General features: G+C 24.7%; 21 protein-coding genes. 20 read left to right on the top strand and 1 reads right to left on the bottom strand.

Annotated features, from left to right (window positions below):
• Positions 1-533 precede the first annotated feature (533 nt).
• From I0K12_RS14970 to I0K12_RS15050, 17 genes are all read left to right on the top strand, one after another.
• The gene (locus I0K12_RS14970) at positions 534-1337 is read left to right on the top strand and encodes a ParA family protein (RefSeq protein WP_196888947.1); all 804 of its coding nucleotides are present in this window, start codon (positions 534-536) and stop codon (positions 1335-1337) included.
• A 2-nt stretch (positions 1338-1339) separates the two neighbouring features.
• Positions 1340-1849, top strand: a complete 510-nt coding sequence (locus I0K12_RS14975) for a hypothetical protein (RefSeq protein WP_196888948.1) — start codon at positions 1340-1342, stop codon at positions 1847-1849.
• A 376-nt stretch (positions 1850-2225) separates the two neighbouring features.
• On the top strand, positions 2226-3665 hold the full coding sequence (locus tag I0K12_RS14980) for a replication initiation protein (RefSeq protein ID WP_196888949.1): 1440 nt from the start codon (positions 2226-2228) through the stop codon (positions 3663-3665).
• A 78-nt stretch (positions 3666-3743) separates the two neighbouring features.
• Positions 3744-4529, top strand: coding sequence for a DUF4138 domain-containing protein (locus tag I0K12_RS14985; protein WP_196888950.1), 786 nt, complete (start codon positions 3744-3746; stop codon positions 4527-4529).
• A 43-nt stretch (positions 4530-4572) separates the two neighbouring features.
• Positions 4573-5091, top strand: coding sequence for a hypothetical protein (locus tag I0K12_RS14990; RefSeq protein ID WP_196888951.1), 519 nt, complete (start codon positions 4573-4575; stop codon positions 5089-5091).
• Positions 5092-5102: 11 nt separating this feature from the next.
• Positions 5103-6797, top strand: coding sequence for a hypothetical protein (locus I0K12_RS14995; RefSeq protein WP_196888952.1), 1695 nt, complete (start codon positions 5103-5105; stop codon positions 6795-6797).
• Between the two features lie 4 nt (positions 6798-6801).
• A complete protein-coding gene (locus tag I0K12_RS15000) occupies positions 6802-7227 on the top strand; it encodes a hypothetical protein (protein WP_196888953.1) in 426 nt (141 codons plus the stop codon).
• Positions 7228-7427: 200 nt separating this feature from the next.
• Positions 7428-8714: a type IV secretory system conjugative DNA transfer family protein gene (locus tag I0K12_RS15005; protein ID WP_196888954.1), complete on the top strand. Its 1287-nt coding sequence runs from the start codon at positions 7428-7430 to the stop codon at positions 8712-8714.
• A gap of 137 nt (positions 8715-8851) precedes the next feature.
• Positions 8852-9148, top strand: a complete 297-nt coding sequence (locus I0K12_RS15010) for a hypothetical protein (RefSeq protein WP_196888955.1) — start codon at positions 8852-8854, stop codon at positions 9146-9148.
• The gene (locus tag I0K12_RS15015) at positions 9148-9444 is read left to right on the top strand and encodes a hypothetical protein (RefSeq protein ID WP_196888956.1); all 297 of its coding nucleotides are present in this window, start codon (positions 9148-9150) and stop codon (positions 9442-9444) included. The genes I0K12_RS15010 and I0K12_RS15015 overlap by 1 nt, the downstream gene beginning before the upstream one ends.
• Positions 9416-11821 (top strand): helicase HerA domain-containing protein, encoded by a 2406-nt coding sequence (locus I0K12_RS15020; RefSeq protein WP_196888957.1) that lies wholly within the window; start codon positions 9416-9418, stop codon positions 11819-11821. Before I0K12_RS15015 ends, I0K12_RS15020 begins: the two co-directional genes overlap by 29 nt.
• Positions 11822-11831: 10 nt before the next feature.
• Positions 11832-12374: a hypothetical protein gene (locus I0K12_RS15025; RefSeq protein WP_196888958.1), complete on the top strand. Its 543-nt coding sequence runs from the start codon at positions 11832-11834 to the stop codon at positions 12372-12374.
• Positions 12375-12377: 3 nt separating this feature from the next.
• Positions 12378-13184, top strand: a complete 807-nt coding sequence (locus I0K12_RS15030; RefSeq protein WP_196888959.1) for a hypothetical protein — start codon at positions 12378-12380, stop codon at positions 13182-13184.
• Positions 13181-13786, top strand: coding sequence for a hypothetical protein (locus tag I0K12_RS15035; protein ID WP_196888960.1), 606 nt, complete (start codon positions 13181-13183; stop codon positions 13784-13786). Before I0K12_RS15030 ends, I0K12_RS15035 begins: the two co-directional genes overlap by 4 nt.
• A complete protein-coding gene (gene traM, locus I0K12_RS15040; RefSeq protein WP_196888961.1) occupies positions 13783-14637 on the top strand; it encodes a conjugative transposon protein TraM in 855 nt (284 codons plus the stop codon). Before I0K12_RS15035 ends, traM begins: the two co-directional genes overlap by 4 nt.
• Positions 14638-14750: 113 nt before the next feature.
• On the top strand, positions 14751-15392 hold the full coding sequence (locus I0K12_RS15045) for a hypothetical protein (protein WP_231372777.1): 642 nt from the start codon (positions 14751-14753) through the stop codon (positions 15390-15392).
• Positions 15385-16161, top strand: coding sequence for a HesA/MoeB/ThiF family protein (locus tag I0K12_RS15050; protein ID WP_196888963.1), 777 nt, complete (start codon positions 15385-15387; stop codon positions 16159-16161). The genes I0K12_RS15045 and I0K12_RS15050 overlap by 8 nt, the downstream gene beginning before the upstream one ends.
• 30 nt (positions 16162-16191) lie before the next feature.
• On the opposite strand, the gene I0K12_RS15055 is transcribed toward I0K12_RS15050, so the two are convergent.
• Positions 16192-16818: a hypothetical protein gene (locus I0K12_RS15055; RefSeq protein WP_196888964.1), complete on the bottom strand. Its 627-nt coding sequence runs from the start codon at positions 16816-16818 to the stop codon at positions 16192-16194.
• 114 nt (positions 16819-16932) lie between these two features.
• Here I0K12_RS15055 and I0K12_RS15060 point away from each other — a divergent pair, with 114 nt between their 5' ends.
• From I0K12_RS15060 to I0K12_RS15070, 3 genes are read left to right on the top strand one after another with little or no spacing between them, the layout of a single operon-like run.
• A complete protein-coding gene (locus I0K12_RS15060) occupies positions 16933-19752 on the top strand; it encodes a hypothetical protein (RefSeq protein ID WP_196888965.1) in 2820 nt (939 codons plus the stop codon).
• A 4-nt stretch (positions 19753-19756) separates the two neighbouring features.
• A complete protein-coding gene (locus I0K12_RS15065) occupies positions 19757-20662 on the top strand; it encodes a DUF6624 domain-containing protein (RefSeq protein ID WP_196888966.1) in 906 nt (301 codons plus the stop codon).
• A complete protein-coding gene (locus I0K12_RS15070; protein WP_196888967.1) occupies positions 20652-21044 on the top strand; it encodes a hypothetical protein in 393 nt (130 codons plus the stop codon). The genes I0K12_RS15065 and I0K12_RS15070 overlap by 11 nt, the downstream gene beginning before the upstream one ends.
• Positions 21045-21461: the final 417 nt, after the last annotated feature.

Genomic DNA, 21461 nt, shown 5'->3' on the forward strand with positions numbered 1-21461 from the left:
ATACTTGATTACTTTTTACATGATTTATTTATTCACTATACAGTAATATTCTATATTTGTATCTACTATTTTATATTCTTTATACCTTATACTTGATTACTTTTTACATGATTTATTTATTCATTATACAATAATATTTTATACTTGTATCTACTATTTTATATTCTTTATACCTTATACTTGATTACTTTTTACATGATTTATTTATTCATTATACAGTAATATTTTATATTTGTATCTACTATTTTATATTCTTTATACCTTATACTTGATTACTTTTTACACGTTTTATTTATTCACTATACAGTAATATTCTATATTTATATCTACTATTTTATATTCTTTATATCTTATACTTGATTACTTTTTACACGTTTTATTTATTCACTATACAGTAATATTCTATATTTGTATCTACTATTTTATATTCTTTATACCTTATACTTGATTACTTTTTTACATGTTTTTTGTATTTTGTATACATGTATACAAAATATTTTATATATATTTGTTTAAACAATTAAAACTTCGATATGAATACAGTAATTACGGCAGTTGCCATCAATAAAGGTGGAGTAGGAAAGACTACAACATCCGCTAATTTTGCAGTAAATCTTGCAAGGAAAAATAAAAAAGTTCTTCTAATTGATTTAGATTCTCAAGGAAATTTGACAGATTGGCTTTTAGGAAGTGAGCGTTTTGAAAACGAAGTAGTAACAACAATAGCACATGTTTTACTTCATGATCCGATAAAAAATGGAGTTTTTGATTGGGAGGAAAATCAAACAATTATTTCTGTAGAAGAAAATCTTGATATAATTGTTGCCGATGATGATCTTATGGATGCAGAAACAACATTGACAAGTTATAGTAGAAGAGAGTATAGATTAAAAGAAAGATTAGAAGAATTATTAGAACATAGACATTACGATTATATTTTTCTTGACTTATCTCCTGCAAAAAATTTATTAAATGTAAATGCGCTAACTGCCGCAACAAATGTTTTAGGAGTTTTGGAAACAAGAATCATGACATTGCAACCATTAAAAAAGATAAATGATTTCATTACTATGATTAAATTGTCTAAATTGAATCCTGAATTAAAATTTAGTGGTTTACTTTTAACTAAGTTTGATCAAAGAACAAATTCAAATAAACAAATTAAAGATTTAATAGAATCAACATACCCTAATTTGACAATTAATCCTGCAATTAGAATGAATGTTGATTTAACAGATGCTCCTTCAATTAACAAAACTATTTTTGATTATGCTCCAAAATCAAATGGTGCAGTAGATTATGAAAATGCAGTTGATGCTTGGGTAAAAATGGTATAATTATGGCAAAGAAGAAATTACAAAATATAAATTCATTAATTCCTACGAATATTCAAGGGGAAAGTAAAGCAGAGGAAAAAATAGTTAAAAAACCTATTTTAGAAACTCCTAAAGAAGATAAACCAAAAATAGTAACCCCACCTCAAAAAGAAGAAGAAGATTCGTTAGAAGCTTTAAAAACTAAATTAGAAGAGGATTTAAGAAAGAAGCTTCAAAAAGAGTATGAGGATAAACTTCGAAGTCAAGAAATTGAAGAAAACAAAAGAATATGGACAGAAGATGAAAAAATTCTTTTAGAAATTATTCCAGAAGAACAATTAATTTCTGGTAAAAATAGAAAACCTTTACAATGTTATACCGAAATTCATGACATTTTAAAATTCTATCAATTCAAAACAAATGGAAGTTTAATTAAATTTACAAGTACCGCTATTTTTGAAAAACTAAAAAGAGAAGGATATTTAGAAGAATTTAAAGAATATCAGAAAAGAACAGCAAAATTTAAAAAATAACATACATTCTTTGTTTGTTGTTTTTTTATATATTTAATATTTTATATGTTTAGGGCTTTTTAAAGTACTGTAAATAAAGGAGAAAACCAACTTAACTATGAGGAAAAACAACATAAACCATGAGGAAAAACAACATGAACTATGAGGAAAAACAACATAAACCATGAGGAAAAACAACATGAACTATGAGGAAAAACAACATACTATGAGGAAAAACAACATACTATGAGGAAAAACAACATAAACTATGAGGAAAAACAACATACTATGAGGAAAAACAACATGAACTATGAGGAAAAACAACATACTATGAGGAAAAACAACATGAACTATGAGGAAAAACAACATACTTATGTAAACCAAAATAATTAGGATCATGTTAGAAGATAAACCGAATATAGTAAGAAAAGGAAACTTGTTGATTTCTTCTAAATTGAATTTAACAAGAAATGAATCAAGAATTTTAGAGTTAGTTTTTTCTCAAATAAACCCATTTGAAGATGTTGCTTTTAAGAAGGAATATAGGGTAGATGTTTATGATGTTGTAAAAATTAAAAATAACCACAGAGTTTATACAGAATTAGAAACAATTGCTAGTAGTTTAACTTCTAAGAATATTCATTTAAAACAAGGAGATGGGAGTTTTGAATTCTTAACTATAACAAATAGAGTTCGTTATGATGTTGAAGAAAGTGCTTTTTTTGTTGAGTTAAATGATAATTTACTATCCTATCTTTTAAAATCTCCAGCACAAATTGCGGAGGAAAAACGTAGAGAAAAAGAACAACTACGTCAAGAAAGAATAAATGCTTTGATTGATGAAAGAGAGAAATGGGCCTATACTTCTTACCAATTAAAATATCATTTAATAATCCAATCAAACCATGCTTTGAGAATTTATGAATTATTAAAACAATATGAAAAAATTGGTTCAAGAACGCTTACAGTTGAAGAAATAAAAATTGTTTTAGAAATTGAAGATAAATATAAAGCATATGCTGATTTTAAAAGAAATGTAATTTTAATTTCTCAAAAAGAATTAGCAAATAAAACAGATATTAAATTTGAATTTACTGAAATAAAGAAGAGGAGGAGAGTACATGCAATTCAATTTAATATCTATAAGAATGAAAATATTTCAGAACAAGAATTAAAAAAGAAAATAGATAAAACGATTAATCAAATTGAGGTAAAAGCTGTAGAGATTCCAAAAAAAGAAATCGTTAAAGCTAAACCAAAACAAAGGTTAACAAAAGAAGAAAGTAGAAATCAGATTATATCTTTATTACAAAATTTAAAAAAACCTGATGAAGCTCCAATTACAAGAAAGAAGGCAGAAGAATTAATTGAAAAGTATGGAATAACTTATCTTAGAAAGTGTATTCATATTTTACAAAAAGAGGATCCTACTTCTAAAAACAATTTTGTAGGTTATGTTATTAAATCTATTGAGAATGGATGGATGTTTGATAAAAAAGTAAGTAAATCAAACAAAAAAGAACAGAATCTTAAAGAAATAAAAAAGCGAAAGGATGAAGCTCTTCAAAAAGAGAATGAAGTAAGAAATCAATATGCTATTTATTGGAAAAACCAGAGAAATTCGTTGATGAATGCTATAAAGCTATCTGAAGAAAAAGAAAGCTATTTAAATCATAAAATTTCTATAGGATCTACAAATATTGATAAAATTAAAGACTGTCTAGAAAAAGAAAATGAAAAATCTGCTGATTGGGCCTTTTTTATGAAATGGCTCGAAGAAAAATTTCCAAAGTATAGAATAAAATCTTTTGAAGAATTTTCGAGAGATCAAATTTAGTACTCTATTAACATAGAATCAAAAAATTATATTTCACATTTGCAATCATAACCCCCAGGGATATTAATTTTAATTAATATGAAAGGGTTTTTTTTGCTTTTAAGTTTATTGTTGAGTACAAGTTTATTTGCTCAAATAAATGAAAAGATTTTTTTAAAGGAAAACTATACAGTTCATATACTATTTCCTGAAAATGTTTCTTTTTACACATTGGGTGGAAATAGTAATTCAATAGATATACAACAAGTTGATAATAGTTTGTTTATCCAACCTTATGAAAAACTTCAAAATGAAACAAATCTAATAGTCAAAACAGAGACAAATTCTTTCTACAATTTCATACTTGCTTATAATAATCAGATTAATAAGTATGAATATATTATTCAAAACCAGGACTTAGAAAAGAAAAAATCAGACACAAACAATTATTCTCAACAAATAAATTACCTTTTAGATCAAGAAAATATTTTGAATAGTAGAAATCTGGTTAAAAATAAGAAGTTAATTTTTTTAATTAAAGGTATTTGGATTCATGATCAAAATCTATTTTTCAAATTTGAATTACAAAATAAATCACATTTAGATTTATTTATTGAGGAAATTAATTTTAATGTAGAAAATAGAAGTAAAAAGAAAAATGTTTCTATATACAATGAAGTAAAAATCCCTATTCATACAAACTTTAAAACTAAATCTATAGCTGCAAAAAGAAATAGATCATTTGTATATGTATTTCCTCAGTTTACAATTGGTTTAGATAAATCTTTTAATGTTCATATTAGAGAGAAAAGTGGAGAAAGAAATTTGACACTAAGATTATCTCCAGAATTAATTTTGGATGCAAAACCTTTATATTATGAATAATAGCAAAAACAATAATGTATATATTATAAAATATATTGTATACATGTATATTGTATACATATGTATTTATAGTAAACAATTAAAAGCACAACAAAACTATAATGAACAATGGTTAGTAAAGTTAGAGTTGGGTAAATCCATAGAAAATTCTAATTATTATAGTTTTCAAGTTGAAAGGTTAAATTCTGAAGGCTTAGGTAGCGTTTCTTTACAATTTGATTATTTGAAAAATAAAAAACAAATAGATAAGATAAAAGAAGAAACAAAGATAACAGGAAGATATTTATCTGTGAATTATAATTACTCATTGGAGAAATATATTAAAATTCAAAATTTTAAATGGTCGATAGGAGGAGGAGTATTATTAGCTTATGAATCGATGGATTATAAAATAGTTCAAGAAGATCAATGGGGGTATGGAGTGAACTTACAAAATGAGTTTCTTTATTATATCTGGTCAAATATTGGTGTTTCGGTAACTTATAAACAATCCATATTTATAGAGTCATTATATGCTAGAACTTTTCCAATGATTGGAGTAGGAGTTAAACTAGGTTTGTAAAACAGTTAATAATGGAAAGAATATCAAAATTTTTACTTGTAATTTTATTTGTTTCATGTGATGTCAAAAAAGAAGAAATTTTTGATTTAGATTACGATTTTGAAATAAGAATTCCAATAGATTCTGAAATTTATGTGAATCAAGATTTTAATCTGCCTATAGAAGTAGTTCCTCTTTATGATTCAAAAATTGTTGATCCAGATTTTAGATATAGAATTGATTTTGAAGATGATGAAATCAATTTAGTAGATAGTCATAATCAAAAGATAATAAGTAACACATACTACGATTTGGATAATGGTTTAGAAACAATTTTAAAAGGAAACACAGATTTAGCTGGTGAAAAAAGAATTATTATTGAAGTTTTAAATACATCAAAAACCCAAAGCAAGTCATTAGATTTTATGGTAAAAAAATCTAAAATTCAATTAGATATAGAAATGGATACGCTAATGATTTTGAATAAATCATCCGATATAAATTTTAAAATAAACAAACCAGAAAATAAATTAACGCAGCAATATTTAACTTATGAAGTTTTGGAAGGAAAAGCTAAATTAGGAAACTATGACGAAAATATTCCATTTTTGGTTAACCAGGAAGAATTTAAAATTGGATTACATGTAAATGAAAAAATGCCAATAAAAATTAAATTTGAACTTGAAAATTCTGAAGGAGAATCTATTAGTGAAATAAAAGAAGCTGATATAATAGAAAGCGACTTTGATGTTAGATTAAATAAATCAAAATTTGAAAATGAGATTTATAATGAGACTCTGATTGAAATAAATTTAAATTCTAAGGATATCAATGCTCCATATCATTATAAAATTAAATTTGATTTAGAGATGTTTGGTTTTTTGAGAAAAGAAGATCAACTCTTTCAAAAAGGAGAATTCGATTTAGAAAAAGGAAATAATAAACTTTATTTTAAAGCTAATAGGTTAGGGGAACTAAAAGTACCCTTTTCAATTCATGGCTATTTGTTAAACGACGAAGAAGTTGAAAAACTAGAAATTCAATATGTAAGTAAAGTTCCAAAATTAGCAACTGATTTGAAATATTCTCCTGTAAACCCAACAGAAGAAGACACGATTTTATTTAAGATGTATATTATAGAAGGAAATGCAGAACCCTATAAATTGACATTAAGGAGAAATAATTCTATTGTTTATACTGGAATTATCGATAATAAATTTTCTTTAGAAAAAGAATATAAAGAAGATTTACTTGAAGAAGGTATTTATAAATATGAGTTTATTGTTGAAGATTCATTTGAAACTAAAGTTGAGCAAATTAAAGAAATTAAAGTATCAAAAAGCACACCTGAGATAATTACAGCTTATACATTTGGAAGTTTACGATATAGGTTAGAACCAGATATTAGACCAATATTACCTGATAAATGTGTCCCTAGTTTAACTTCAAATACTATTTATGTAAAAGCTAACAGTAAAGGAAGATTTATAGAAGGGAAAATTTACAATGCTTCAAATACATTAATATTATCACAGAGCCAGTTAGAACAACTTAATAATAAAAATGAACTTAATATTTCTGAAATACATAAAGGTCATGATATTGATGTTTGTAATAAATGGAAAGATACATATGTGGAATTAAAAGATAGTAGAGGATACGTTGTCAAAAAACAATTAGAGTTTCAAGGATGTATTGATAAAAAACACGAAGACTGTAATTTATAAACTTATGAAAACAAAATTTTGTGCTATTAGAATAAGTAAAAATTATAAAGAAAAAGTACAGCAAATAACTAAAGATAATCAGATTACTGAAAAAGAATTAATCGAATTTTTAATAGATCAATTTTCTAATATTCAACTTCTAAAAGTTAAAGAAAGTCAAATCTCTAATTTAAAAGAATTAATTAATAGCAAAGACAAAGAAATTAAACAATTAAATTTTTTGATAAAAAATATCACAGAAAAAGAAAATGAGATAATACGGTTGAAATCCTCAAATGAAGAGTATAAATCAGACTATTTATTTATGAGTCAACTCTTAGAAGAACTTGTAATGAATGTTAAAAAAAATGTTTTTTCAAATAAATATACATTTTCTTTATTCCCTATAGAATATGAAGAAGTACAGAGTATCTTAAAAAAGATAAAATGAAACAAATAAAATCCATTTATATTCTTTTAATAATTATAATTTTAATTTTTCGCTACATATATAGTAGCGTATATTTAATAGAACTACTTAAATATATTATACTTCCTATAATATTATTAACCTGTTTTGTTCAAATTCTTTCTAAAAGAAAGAACTCAAAAAGTACACTTCAAATAAAAAGTAATCGTAAAACTTATAAATTGAATTTCGTAAAAGGAATTAGTATACAAGGTGCTGCAGGAAGTGGAAAAACACAATCGATAGCAAGTTGGATTTTAAAAGATTTTGGAGAAAAGAATATTCCAGGAATAATATATGATTATAAAAACTTTGAACTTACAGAAATAGCTCAATTCACCTATCGAAATAGTAATATTCCTTTAAAAATAATAGCTCCACATAACCCTAAATTCAGTGATAGAGTAAATCCATTAGATCTTGAAATACTAAAGAATGAAGAAGACATTGTGATTATTACACAATGTATAATTGATAATTTATTTACAAATAAAAAAAAATCAGAAGATGATTTCTTTATTCAAGCAGCCAAAGGAGCTATTATTGGAACTATCATTGTACTTAAAGAAAAATATCCTAAATATTGCCATTTTTCAATGTTAACAGCAATTTTCCTTAATAAGACAACGGAAGAATTAGCAGAATTTATTGAAAAATCAGATTTAGCAAAAGTTCACGCAAGTGCATTCATAGATAGTACGGATTCAATAAAACAAGTTACAGCTGTAAAAGCAATACTTTCCAATGCATTTTCAAAATTAGCTAATCCAAATATTTTTTATTGTTTAAGTAAAAATGAAGTAGATTTTAATGTAAATAAAAAAGAATCAATGAGTGTAATTTGTTTGGTAGGAAACCCTAAATATGCCACAATATATAATCCAATTATTGCCCTAATAATGCAAGCTACCTTATTACAAATGAGTCAAAGAAATAGAGAATATTCATATTTATTAATTGATGAAGCTCCAACACTTTATTTACCAAATATGGGAAAAATTCCGGCTACTATGAGAAGTTATAATATTGGAACAATATACATGCTTCAGGATAAAGTACAAGGTGCAATCCAGTTAGGCGAACTTCAATTCAAAGAAATTATAGCAAATTTATCAACTCATTTCTTTGGAAAAACAAACGATCCAGATACAGCTAAATTTTTCGAAAGTTATTTTGAAATGGTTACACGAAAATCAACAAGTATTTCAAGAAAAGACAATTATTTAGATACTTCTTCAGATAGAAGAATAACCGAATCCGAGAAAAAAGAAAAGAAACATCGATATGAAGAAATGTTTCAAAGAAAAACTGGAAATTTCTTTTTAATAAACGCTAATGGTGAAAGTGAAAATCTAAAAATGAAAAGAATGAAGTATTCAAAAATTAAAAAAATTCCTAGGCAGAAAATAAACGATAAAATTATACAAGAAAATTACTTAAACATCATAAAGATTGCAAAAGAACTTTAAACTTATATTTATTATAAATCGAATAACTTAAAAAAAGTTAAAAAGCTGTCACTAAATTAATTCAATTTTATAAAATTAATTAACACAGACATCAAATTTAAGCATCTACTTTTAACAAATTAATTTTACTATAAATCATGAAACATTTAAGTAAAAAAAGATTTGTGAATTATCTCTTAATTTTTTTGAGTGGAAATATCTATTCACAAACTATAGGAATTCAAGATAAAGCACAAGAGTTTTGGAATGAAGTCAGAAGTGCTGCACCTTATATTTTTGCTATTATTCTTTTAGTATTGATAATATTCAATATAGGAAAAGTAACAGGAGAAAATAGAGATTACAAAGGATTTTTCACTGGGGTCGGATTGTATTTAGGAGCAATCATGTTAGTCTTAATCATTGTTGATTGGTTATTAACACTTTCCTTCTAATGACAACGATACAAACACATAGAAAAATATTTAGACCAGTTAGATTATATCAATTAAAACTAAAGTTTTGGTTCGTATTTATTCTGATTTTCATTGGATTTATATCTCTTCTATTGATACAATTTAGTCTTATAAAATTGATGGTATTTTCTTTAATTCTAGTTTTAATTTGGAAAATACTATTAATTCTTGATAGAAGAGAAGAACCTCTAATTTCTTTTGATGAGAAACTACCAAGAATTATTGAAAACAACTTGTATTTTAAAGATGAAAAATATTTTTCAACATACAAATAATCCATTCTTAATTTTTGAATATAATTCGTTTCTAAATTCAAATCTTGAGTTAAACTTAGTTTATGAAGTTGATCTTCCAGAGACCTATAGTTTAACTTCAGAAAATATTGAAGAAATTCATCAGATTTGGATTCAAGCTTTTAAACTTCTTCCCATAAATACAATTATTTTAAAACAAGATATTTTCACCGAAAGGAAATATAAAGCTAATACAAAATCAAAATCGTTTATTGAAAATTCTGAGATGAATCACTTTCAAAAAAGAAAGTATTTTAAACAAAAAACAATACTTCATTTTTGTTTAAAAAATACTGATTATAAGAGTAATCAATTTTTAAATCCATTTAAAAAAATTACCAAATTTGAAAACTATAATCATAAGCAGTTAAAGTTTAAAGAAGAAGTTGAAAAGTGTATTTCATTTCTAGTAAATTCAAGATTTATTGAAATAAAAAAACTAAACGAAAAAGATATTAAAGATAATTATACTAATTATTTTAATGGATTAACTAACAAATTACAAACAGATATTATTCTTGAAAACAAAGATTTAAAAATTGAGAATAGCATTCAAATAGGATCAAAAATAGTAACTGGATATATGATCAATAACCTGGATCAATTACCTGAAAATCTAAACATCGTATGTAAAGATTCAAAATATTCAACTGATAAATATAATTTTTACAAAAACATTGGAGATAATTTTGGCTTAGAAATACCTTTTGAACATATCTACAATCAACTAATTATTATTAAAGACACTCGAAAAGAGATAAACAAACTAGAAGAAAAACGAAAAATTCTAGAAGGATTACAAGCATTAGAACCAAGAAATAAAAATAAAATAATTGAAATTGAAGATTATTTAGAAATACTCGAAAATAATCCAGATAGAAAAATAATAGATTGTCATCAGAACATCCTTTTTTTCTCAAAAAACTTTGATGAATTAAGAGAAAATTCAAAAATTATAAGCAATACTTTTAGAACAAATAATATAAAACCAAAGCTTATAAATCATGAACGTTTAAAACAAATATTTCTTTGCTTTAACAGTCCATATATCTCTCATATTCCAAAACAATTAACATATACTACCGAATTAGCAGTTGGAACTGCTTTGTTTATTATAAATTCAAATAGCAAATCAGATACAACTGGAATTCGCTTTACTGAAAGAAATTTTAATATTCCTATTTATAAAGATATTATAGATTTAAAAAAGAAAAGAATAAAAGCGTCTAATTTCATGATTTTCGGTCCAACAGGAGAAGGGAAAAGTGTGCTAGCACAACACATATTCAGACAATTAATTGATCAAAATCATAAAATTGTAATATTTGATATTGGAGAAAGTTTTAAAAATTTTTCAAGAATATTTCCAGAAAACACTTCACAATTCATAACATACAAACATGGTTTTTCATTAGGTATTAATCCATTTGAGTTAAACAATAAAACAATAGATTCTGATAAAATAAGAGAACTTATAGCTTTTATAAATTGTTTATGGTTACCAAATAAAATTTTAGACGAACATACTAAATCAGCTTTGGAAAAATTACTTATCTATTATTATAAAGAAGATAAAGAACCTAATTTTATTAAGTTTTACTATTTTGTAAAAAGCAATGGTAAAAATATTCTAAACTTAGAGCAAATACCTTTAAGATTCATTGATTTAGATAGTTTTTTTGTTTTATGTTCAAAATATTTACCAAATGGAATCTATCATTTTTTACTAGAAAAAACATCTACTAATTCAATTCAAGAAGAGAAAAAATTAATGGTATTTGAATTTGGAGAAGCTAAAAGTGATAAAAACCTATTAGCAATTCTATTCCAATTAGCCCTAATTTCTGTCAAGAAATTAATATGGGACTTACGAACAGAAAAAGGTTTTATCTTTTTTGATGAAATGGCAGAATTCATCAAATATGATTCTATAAAAAATGTTATCTCATTTTATTATCAAGCTATCAGAAAGCAAAATGCTTCTATTGGTGTTGCTCTTCAATCACCTGCACAATTACCTAAAACAGAAAGAATCGAAGCGATGATTGATAATACACAAGTTGTTTATGTCTTGTTTAATGAAAAAGGATATGAAGGAATAGTACAAAAATTTAATTTATCTAACCATCAGCATAATATTTTAAGGTCTATAAGACCAAATTTAAATGCTAAAAATCCATATACAGAAATTGGATTAATTATAGGCAAATTCGTTTGGGTAGTTCGTTTAGAACTTTCTAAAACTGCTTATCTAGCATACCAAACGGAAGGAGAAATTTGTATGGAAATCGAACGATTATACCAAAAAAACAATTCTTTAAAAGAATCAATAACAGAGTATCAAAAAAATAATTCTTAAATACTTACTCATGAAATATTTGTTTCTAATCATTTTTTCTATCTATTATCATAATTCAAACGCACAGTTAATTGTAGAAGATCCTCTAGCAAACAAAGCATTAGCACAAACTTTAATGCAAGGAAATGAAGCTTTAGAAGAAACAAAAAAAACAGTGCACTTGTTAGAAGAAAATAAAAACTTATTAAAACAAGTATCTAATGTTTTAAGAGATACAAATATAACTTTAAACATTTTAAAACAACAAGAATATACTATCTCTCAAAGTATCAATATCATTGAAGAAATTAAAAACTATGATCAATTTAGTATTTCTGAAATTCAAATCATTTCAAGAAATATTGAACGTCTAGTTTTTAAAACTACGGAAATTCTTCAAAATGCAAATCGTATAATGAGTGAAGGCTTATTTAATATGAATGACTCGGAAAGACTAACGTTTTTAAGAGAATATCAAAAAGAAATGTCTAGTACTCTAACTGATTTAAAAATAATAAGAGATCAATACTTTAGAATTGCACAAAATAGAGCTTTAAAAAAAATATTTAATTAGAGGATGCCTTTTTCATATGAAATGTTTTATCAACTATACCAAAACTTTTTTGATAATGAATGGTTAAGCGATATTCTATTAGGTATTAAGTTTTTTGCTATTGCATTTATCTTAATTAATATTTGGTCACATTTAGTTGATAGTACACAGGAAAATAAAATTACTTTTCCTATTAAAATAAATAGACTTCTAGCTTCGGTTATTATGGTATTAATATTAGCTAGTTATAATCATGTACTAAACTTTTTAGATCAACTTCTAATCGGATTTGATGAATACTTCAATAATAGCTACCCTAATTATGAATATTTTGTAAAGGATGATGTAACAGAAGTGGTGGATGATAATAATTGGGAAGATAAAATGAAAGAAATGAGTTATGGAGTTTTAGATTTTTTAAAAAATCCTATTTATCTAATTTCTAACATTATTTACTACATACTTTGGTTAATTGACTGCGCGGTATATGGTGTTTTCTTATTAGAACGATTTTTCTTTATTGGTGTACTAAAATTATTGGGAGCTATAGCAATTTGTATGGCTGTTTTTGAAAAATTTAGAGATTTATTTTACAAATGGTTAAAACTATATATTGCTCTTTATTTATTAATAATACCATTCTTCTTAATTATAGCTTTTGGACATTATTTAGATGAATTAACAAAAGATATATTAAAAATATTACCAGTAAATGTAATGTTACTACAAGCTGATTTTTATAGATCTATAGTTTTGCTAATCATTGTATGGCTAAAATTTAGATTATTTAAAAGATCTTATGATTTAGTATATAAAATTTTTGTATCATGATAGAACAAGAGCAAAATAATATATATAACGTTTTAAGTAAATTACAAAGCTTAATCAGATTACTTATTATTTCATTGATAATTACAATTATTTCATCAATTGTATATCTTGTTTATGTTACAAAATCTCAAGAGAAGATTCTTTATGGAGTTTCTGAAAAAGGTGATTTGATTCCTTTACATAAATTAGAACTAAAAGAATCTGAAATGATATTACAAAAAGCTAATATTGATTATTTCTTGAGACATTTTTATGCTTTTGATAAATATGATATCCAAGAAAGAGTTCAAAAAGCACTTTATATATCAGATGGTTCTGTTGAAAAAATATATGAAAGCTATTTACAAAATGGATCTTTAGTTTTACTAGATCAAATCAATTCTCAAAAAATAAATCATATTGAAGTAGAAATTCAAGATGATAACTTTTATGCTTTAGCTAAAATTGAACAAATCAATAATGATAAATCAATTTACAATTCTTATTTATTAGAAGTGAAAGGAAAAATTGTAAAGACATCTAGAAATTATCCGTTAAATCCATTTGGATACAAAATATATGATTTTGTAGAAATTAGCATAACAAAAAAAGATACAAAATGAAAAATTTGATAGATAAAATAAAAGCCATTCCTAAAGGAGTATTGGCAATTTATATGTTTACAATACTATTGTTCTCTTTTATTGTTCATGGATTGTACTTTAAAAAACATCCTAAAAGTTCTATTGAAAAAAAAGCTGTAGAACTTCCTTTTAAAGATAGACTTCAAAAACTAGAAAATTATCAAAAGAAAATTTTTCCATCAGAAAATAAATCTAAAAAAATAGAAATTAAAGAAATTGATAGTATAAAGTATTATAAAAATCAAAATTTAATTTTACAAAACAAAATTGATAGTTTATCACAATCGACTTCAAAAGAAAAGAAAGTTTCTCAAGTTGAAAATGTATCTTTCAAAGAAAAACAACAAACTTTTAAAACCGAAGAATCTCTAAAAAAAGAAATTCCAAGAATTAAATTTAAAAAAGAGACAGAAATAGCTAATCTCAAAATAAAAGGTAATCAAACTATTAAAGTTAACAGTTATGTTGAAATGTTATTATTAGAACCTATTTTCATTCAAAATAAAAAAATTAAAAAAGGAACTCTTATTAAAGGAAAATCCCAAATTAATGGTAATCGAATAAACATTTTTATTTCTTCAATTTACTGGAATAACCAATTGATTCCTGTAAACTATCAAATTTATAATTTAGATGGAATTCCTGGTATTCCTATTGATGAAAATGGAGAAAACACAATAATTAATGATGAAACAAGAGAATATGCTCTAAAACAACTTCCTAATAATTTTCCTTCCAAAAAGGGAATAAGTTCTCTATTAAAAAAGAAACCAAAAAATAGAGAAATTAAAATCTTAAATGGTTTACCTGTGATGATGGTTATCAACTAAAACTTTGTAAATATTTAAATAATCACCAAAAAAGGATGAATTAAATTTCTTATTATAAATTGATTTTTGCATTTAATAAAACCCATAAATAATTATTAAATTTTGGATTATATATGAATGCATTATATGAAGATGAAGTACTAAAAAATATTACTTTCCAAAAAATTCAAAAAAATGAATTAAATCAATTTACTGAGTTCGTTTTTAAATCATACTCTTTTCATTACAATAAAAAATATAAATGGAGATCAACTAGTAAAGATCTTGAAGAAATGAAATATCAAGATAAACTATACTTTGATAATTCATTCTATGTTAAATGTTCTTACGAAAATCAAATTATTGGGACGATGAAAATATCTCTTCAAAAAAGTCAACAATTCCCAATAGAATATGAATTTGGGATTGATTTAGAAGAATTAATACAAAAAAAAGAAATTTCCAATCCAAAAATTTGGCATTTAGGTAGACTAGCTATAGATACAAAGTTCATAAAAAACAATAATTTACCTATAACATCAAAAAAAATAATTTGTAGTTTATTAAATCTTTGTTTATTACAAACTAAAAAATATGAACAATCAATTATTATAGCCGAGTCTGACAATCTTATTTTTCAAATATTTCATGAAATTGGTTTAGAAATGGAAATAGTAGGTGATATACAAAATTGTTTAGGCAGTCCGACATATCCTGTATTTATTTCACAAGAAAAAATTTCAAATTGGTTAACAAATTATAATATACATGAGTAATTCAATTAAATCTCTTCAAAGTGAGAAAGAGAGATATCATAAAAATGTTCTATATATTACAAAAGAACAACAAGAAAATATCAAAAACAAAACAATTTTATTTGCAGGTGTTGGACTTGGAAGTGTAATAGCAGAATCAGCTCTTAGACTCGGATTTGAAAAATTCATATTTATAGACGGTGATAATGTTGAGGAGTCAAATCTGAATAGACAAAACTATATTAAAAATGATATTAATTCACCAAAAGTTTCATCTATTTCGAAAAGACTTAAAGAAATTAATCCTGAAGTTAATATTACTTTTTATAATGAATTTCTTGAACCACATACTATTGAGAGATATATAAAAGATGTTGATATTGCAATAAATGCTATAGATTTTGATTCTTTAAATACACCTTTTGCTTTTGATGAAATTTGCTCACAAAATAATATACCTGTGATACATCCTTTAAATTTTGGTTGGGCAGGTGCTGCTTATGTGGTAACACCTGAAAGTCAACAAATTTTTAATCTTAAAACAAATAACCAACGTTTTGAATTAATTTTGATTGAAGGTATATTAAATCACTATAAGGAAGCAAACCTTGAATGGTTTAATGATTTTTACACTGATTATAAAAAGTTTAGTTCCCAAATTACACCACCTCAATTAATTGTTGGTTCAAATATTTCTGCTGCTTTAGTTACAAATTTACTCTTTCAGCTTTCGAATAATATGATGGTTAAAACTTTTCCCGTTCCATATTTTCTTTCAACTAGAATTTAAAATTAAAGCATAAACTTATAAGTTTATGCTTTAATTAATAAAATTCAGAATACGAATAAAATGCTCAACATTTTCACAATTCAAATTATTCTTTTTGATATAATTTTGAATAACTTCTTTTTTAGTTTTAAACATTTTTAAAATTTCTTTTTCTGATAGCTCAATCTCGTGATATTTTCCATTTTTTAAGAAAAAATATTTCATTTTTTGAGTATTTAACTCTTGAATTAAAATAGGATTCATAATATAATCCTTTGAAAAGCTTTCATAATAAATATTTTTTCTATCCTTAAGATTATTAAACTTAGAAGACTTTATCTTCACAAATTTTTGAAAATATTTTTTAGAATCAATGTATATTTTAAACCTAGTAATCAACTTATTATCTAATTTAAAATAATGATTATCTTTATTAAATCTACTTTCTAAACAGATTGTTTGTTCTTGTAAATCAAATTTCAATTTATTAGTACGTAGACTTGTATTATCATTAAAAATAATAATTCCTTTGGACCAATGTTTATATAAAAAATTATTGCTTTTTGAAATAATTTCTTTTCCATCTAAATTTTCAATTTCAACTAAACTTGATGAAACTTGAGCATTAATATAAATAGAGATTAAAAATATTGAAGTAAATAATAAAATATTTTTCATTGTTAACTAATTTCTTACAAATTTATCTCAATATCAAAAATATAAATCACCCATTTGTGATGATAAATTATACTTCTTAGATAAATAGTTTTGCATCAAAACATCATTTGTAACATGAAGTATAAATTCGTTATATTTTTTTTATTGATTCAGTTTTATTCTTATACCCAAACTGGTCCAGGAGGAATTGGAACTATTGATGGAAGTTCAAACATGAAACTTTGGTTGGATGCTAATCATTCTGTTTATAAAGACTCAGGTAATACACCTGCAATAAATAATGATGGTATCATGCAGTGGAATGATTTATCAGGAAATAACAATCATGCAATTCTTATAGATTCGAATAATAAACCAGAATATCAAGAAAGTAGTATTAATGGAAATTCATCTTTATTTTTCAATAATAATGATGTTATGATTTCTAATTTTATTCCAGCGACAGGATCAAATCCAAGAACTTTAGTATGCGTTGCTTCAAATCTAGAAAATAATCCAGATAAAAGCCATAGACATCTATTACATTATGGAAATTATCAATATAAAAGAGCATATGGAATAGCTTATAAAACACCTCTTTCTGCTGAATATACTAGTGAAGGAATAGGGAATCATTATTGGGCTTCAGGAATCTCTTCTGACATTACATTTTCTAATGATCCTATGCTTTTTTTAACTCGTTATAATGGCGCTACAGATTTTGTAGAAATTAATGGAAAAATTGAAGCTAGTAAAACTATAAATTTAGATAGTGGTACTCATAGAAACCTACTTATTGGTTCACGAGTATCTTATTTCTTAAATACAATAACAGAAACATTAATTGGAAATATGGGGGAAATTATTGTTTTTGATAATGATTTATCTCTTTCTAAAAGAATTATTTTATCAAATTATCTTTCTGGTAAATATGGTTTTCCTTTAACTGAACATGATTATTATACAATGGATAATGATGAGAAAGGAAATATTGATTATCATATAATTGGTATTGGTAAAGCTTCTGATGGTACAGAACATTTAAACTCTATTGGAACAGGGATAATTCAAATTAACAATCCTAGTGATTTAGATAATGATGAATTTATTTTCATTGGGGTAAACAATAAAGAAAATAACAATTTACAATTTCAATTAAGTAATTTTGGATATTCTGAAAGATTAAATAGAATATGGGCTGTTAATAAACATAATGATTTAGGTAGTATTGATCTAATTATTAATCTAAATGATACGACTATTCCTTCAGTAGATCTTACTTGTGAACGTTTTAAATTAGTAACATCTAACACAATTGATTTCCAACAAAAAAATTCTTATGATTTAGAACCTATTCCAAATACAAATTCTTATAAGGTTAGTAATATTGATTTTAATGATGCTGAGTATTTTTCTTTAGAAGTTTCAAGATATATTGGTTGGAATGGATATGCTTTTGAAAATGGATTGGGTATTCAAGAAATTCCTACAATGGCTGATTATTGTATGAAGATGATTATTGACTCAAGTAATCCTAATTCCTATACAGCTATTCTACCAGAAAGTGCAAATGTGAAATCTTTAGAAATAAAAACTAACAATACTCTTGTCATTCCTGATGGAAAAATTTTATATGTAGAAGATGAAATTATATTAAATGGAGATATTCGTTTAATTGGCGACGCACAATTAATTCAAAAACATTCAGGAGAAACTAAAGTCTCCGGAAATGGGAAATTATATAGAGAACGTATTTATGATCAAAACTCTAAATACACATTAAAATATTTGTCATCACCTGTATTTAATGCGAATTTTATGCATACCGTTAAAGATATTCTTTTTGTTGGAGGTGATTACAGTTTAACTAATTATGGAGGGTATCAAGGTGTAACAGCAAATTCAACTCATGATCCGTATACCTATGTTTCTGGTTTTGATGATGCATCCGTTACACCTTTACTTTTAAGTGATTATTGGTTCTGGAAATTTATAAATGGTAATTCTTATGATAATTGGCAATTTATTAGGGACTTAAATATTAATGTGAATAGAGGAGAAGGGTTCTCAATTAAAGGAACAGGTAGGTCTGAAAAATTTACTTTTATTGGAACTCCAAATGATGGTATTATTACTAGTCATATTGATACAGGTAATGAAAGCTTATTAGGAAACCCATATCCTTCAGCTTTGGATTCAAATAAATTCATAACTGATAATTTAAACTCTATTAGTGGTACTTTATATTTATGGGATCAATCTGCAGCAACAGGACATTCTCTTAATTCTTATGAAGGAGGATATGCTTCAATAAATTTACTTACTTCAGTAAAAGCAGTTCATATTGTAAGTGGTAATTCTTTAAATAATGCCAAAACACCTTCTCGATATTTACCTGTTTGCCAAGGTTTTTTTGTAGAATCATCAACTAGTGGAGGAGAAATAACCTTTAATAATCAACAACGAATTCATAAAATTGAGAATAACAATGAAAGTATTTTTTTAAGAAAAGATGTTGGTCTATTAAAATTAAACTTTGGCTATGAACTAGATAATAATCAATATTTTCAAAGAGAAATTGCAATTGGAATGTCGGATGATTTTACTTCAAATTTTGACAAAGGATACGACAGTAAAGTATTTGATTCTAGAGAAACTGATATCTCTTTAGTTAATAATAATTCAAAAGAAGATTTAGTGATTATAGCAGAATCAAGTGATACAGAGAGAATCCAGTTAAAAATTAAAACTGATGAATCTCGTTTCTTAGAACTAAATATTTCTGAAAAAGAAAATTTCAACTACAACATATATTTATATGATAATCAAGAAAATAAAACTTACAGAATAAGTTCATCTAAAATTGATTTTTTTGTAGAAAAAGGTGAATATTCTAATCGTTTTGAAATACTAATAAACTCAACAGAAAAAGAATCAAATTTTTTAATAAACTAATAAAATGAAAAAAATCATATTAATAATATTCATATTTTCTTTTTCCTTTACTAAAGCACAAGATTATAGCAGTTTAATAAAAAAAGGTAACACCCATCTATCTAAAAAAAAATATGAGGATGCATCTAAATACTATAAAGAAGCATTTTCTATTCAATCAGGAACTTACAATGATTATTACAATGCTGCTTGTGCTTTTTCTCTGAATAATGAACCTGAAGAGAGCTTTAAATATTTAAAATTAGCTGCACAAAATGGTTTTAAAAATCTAAAACACATTAAAAATGATCGAGATTTAGATACTTTAAAAAAACTTCCTAAATGGGAAAATATTTTAAAAATTGTAGAGAAAAATCAAGCGAATTATGAAAAATATTTTGATCAAGATTTAAAAAAAACTCTTGAAGATCTTTTCATAAAAGATCAAACTCTTAGACAGTTATATCTAGATGCTGAAAAAAAATTTGGAAAAGATTCTGATGAAATGAAATTCTTTTGGAATCTAATGGAAATACAAGACGAAAAGAATCAAGCTGAATTAATAAATCTTCTAAATAAATATGGATGGTCCGGAACTAGTAAAGTTGGTGGTAAAGCAAATATTGCTCAGTTTCTTATTATACAACATGCTCCAATGGAAATTCAAGAACAATATTTACCACTTCTTGAAGAATCTGTTTTAAATAATGAGTCTAAAGGGAGTCATTTAGCTATGTTAGAAGATCGAATTTTAGTTTCAAAAAACAAACCTCAAAAGTATGGAACTCAGTTTTATTATGATAAAAAATTAAAAGCAAATATTTTATACCAAATCGAAAACAAAAATGAAGTTGATAAAAGAAGGAATAGAATAGGTTTAGATTTATTAGAAACATATCTTAAAAAATTCAATATCAGATATGATCAGTGATAATGAATTCGATGTATTGACTGCTTCCTATCCACTGATATCAAAAGTAAACATAAAAATTCAAAAACATATTAAAGAGGATCTTAATAGTAATGAATGTATCTTAAAAATTATAAAACTAAGGTTTGGTAAAAAAATAGGATGTTTAATACTCACAGAAAATAACTTCAGAATCTACTGGATTAATGATTTTGTAATAATAAAATTCCCTAAAGTAATTAAAATTAATTTCCAACAAATAGCTAAAATTAAAGTAGTTGATAACCTAACATTAAAGGTGAATACTGTTTTAAAAGAAGAAATAAATATCTCATTTAAATATATAAAAGATCAAAAATATTTTCATGAGTTTATAACTATTAATTCTCCTAGATTAAATTAAACCTTAAGATTATATATGATTTACCACAAAAAGATGAATTTGGTTTTATTAATATTTAGCATACTCTTTTTCGCATTATCACTCACAACTAAATGTTTTTGTACAGATTCATCTTGTGGTGATTCATTGGCTATTTTTTTGGCAGGTATATTTTGCTTCTTTATTGGAGGTGTATCTTTTATTTGGTTAGCAAACCCTTTTCTTTTCCTTTCTTGGATATTAAAAAATTATAAAATCACATCTTTTATTTTATCAAGTTTAGCACTTATTATATCTGTTTCCTTTTTATTTATCAAACAAATAATTGTAAATGAAGGAGGAAGTAAAGAACCTATTACTAATTATAAATTAGGATTTTGGTTATGGATATTAAGTATTTCTATAAACTTTATTAGAAGCTTAATTTACATTATTAAA

Origin of the sequence: Aureivirga sp. CE67 (assembly GCF_015767245.1) — a bacterium.
GTDB lineage: Bacteria > Bacteroidota > Bacteroidia > Flavobacteriales > Flavobacteriaceae > Aureivirga.

Bases quoted from the DNA above. Each gene is read 5' to 3' on its own strand.
- I0K12_RS14970 (WP_196888947.1), top strand. From the start codon at position 534: ATGAATACAGTAATTACGGCAGTTGCCATCAATAAAGGTGGAGTAGGA.
- I0K12_RS14975 (WP_196888948.1), top strand. From the start codon at position 1,340: ATGGCAAAGAAGAAATTACAAAATATAAATTCATTAATTCCTACGAAT.
- I0K12_RS14980 (WP_196888949.1), top strand. From the start codon at position 2,226: ATGTTAGAAGATAAACCGAATATAGTAAGAAAAGGAAACTTGTTGATT.
- I0K12_RS14985 (WP_196888950.1), top strand. From the start codon at position 3,744: ATGAAAGGGTTTTTTTTGCTTTTAAGTTTATTGTTGAGTACAAGTTTA.
- I0K12_RS14990 (WP_196888951.1), top strand. From the start codon at position 4,573: ATGTATATTGTATACATATGTATTTATAGTAAACAATTAAAAGCACAA.
- I0K12_RS14995 (WP_196888952.1), top strand. From the start codon at position 5,103: ATGGAAAGAATATCAAAATTTTTACTTGTAATTTTATTTGTTTCATGT.
- I0K12_RS15000 (WP_196888953.1), top strand. From the start codon at position 6,802: ATGAAAACAAAATTTTGTGCTATTAGAATAAGTAAAAATTATAAAGAA.
- I0K12_RS15010 (WP_196888955.1), top strand. From the start codon at position 8,852: ATGAAACATTTAAGTAAAAAAAGATTTGTGAATTATCTCTTAATTTTT.
- I0K12_RS15015 (WP_196888956.1), top strand. From the start codon at position 9,148: ATGACAACGATACAAACACATAGAAAAATATTTAGACCAGTTAGATTA.
- I0K12_RS15020 (WP_196888957.1), top strand. From the start codon at position 9,416: ATGAAAAATATTTTTCAACATACAAATAATCCATTCTTAATTTTTGAA.
- I0K12_RS15025 (WP_196888958.1), top strand. From the start codon at position 11,832: ATGAAATATTTGTTTCTAATCATTTTTTCTATCTATTATCATAATTCA.
- I0K12_RS15030 (WP_196888959.1), top strand. From the start codon at position 12,378: ATGCCTTTTTCATATGAAATGTTTTATCAACTATACCAAAACTTTTTT.
- I0K12_RS15035 (WP_196888960.1), top strand. From the start codon at position 13,181: ATGATAGAACAAGAGCAAAATAATATATATAACGTTTTAAGTAAATTA.
- traM (WP_196888961.1), top strand. From the start codon at position 13,783: ATGAAAAATTTGATAGATAAAATAAAAGCCATTCCTAAAGGAGTATTG.
- I0K12_RS15045 (WP_231372777.1), top strand. From the start codon at position 14,751: ATGAATGCATTATATGAAGATGAAGTACTAAAAAATATTACTTTCCAA.
- I0K12_RS15050 (WP_196888963.1), top strand. From the start codon at position 15,385: ATGAGTAATTCAATTAAATCTCTTCAAAGTGAGAAAGAGAGATATCAT.
- I0K12_RS15055 (WP_196888964.1), bottom strand. From the start codon at position 16,818: ATGAAAAATATTTTATTATTTACTTCAATATTTTTAATCTCTATTTAT.
- I0K12_RS15060 (WP_196888965.1), top strand. From the start codon at position 16,933: ATGAAGTATAAATTCGTTATATTTTTTTTATTGATTCAGTTTTATTCT.
- I0K12_RS15065 (WP_196888966.1), top strand. From the start codon at position 19,757: ATGAAAAAAATCATATTAATAATATTCATATTTTCTTTTTCCTTTACT.
- I0K12_RS15070 (WP_196888967.1), top strand. From the start codon at position 20,652: ATGATCAGTGATAATGAATTCGATGTATTGACTGCTTCCTATCCACTG.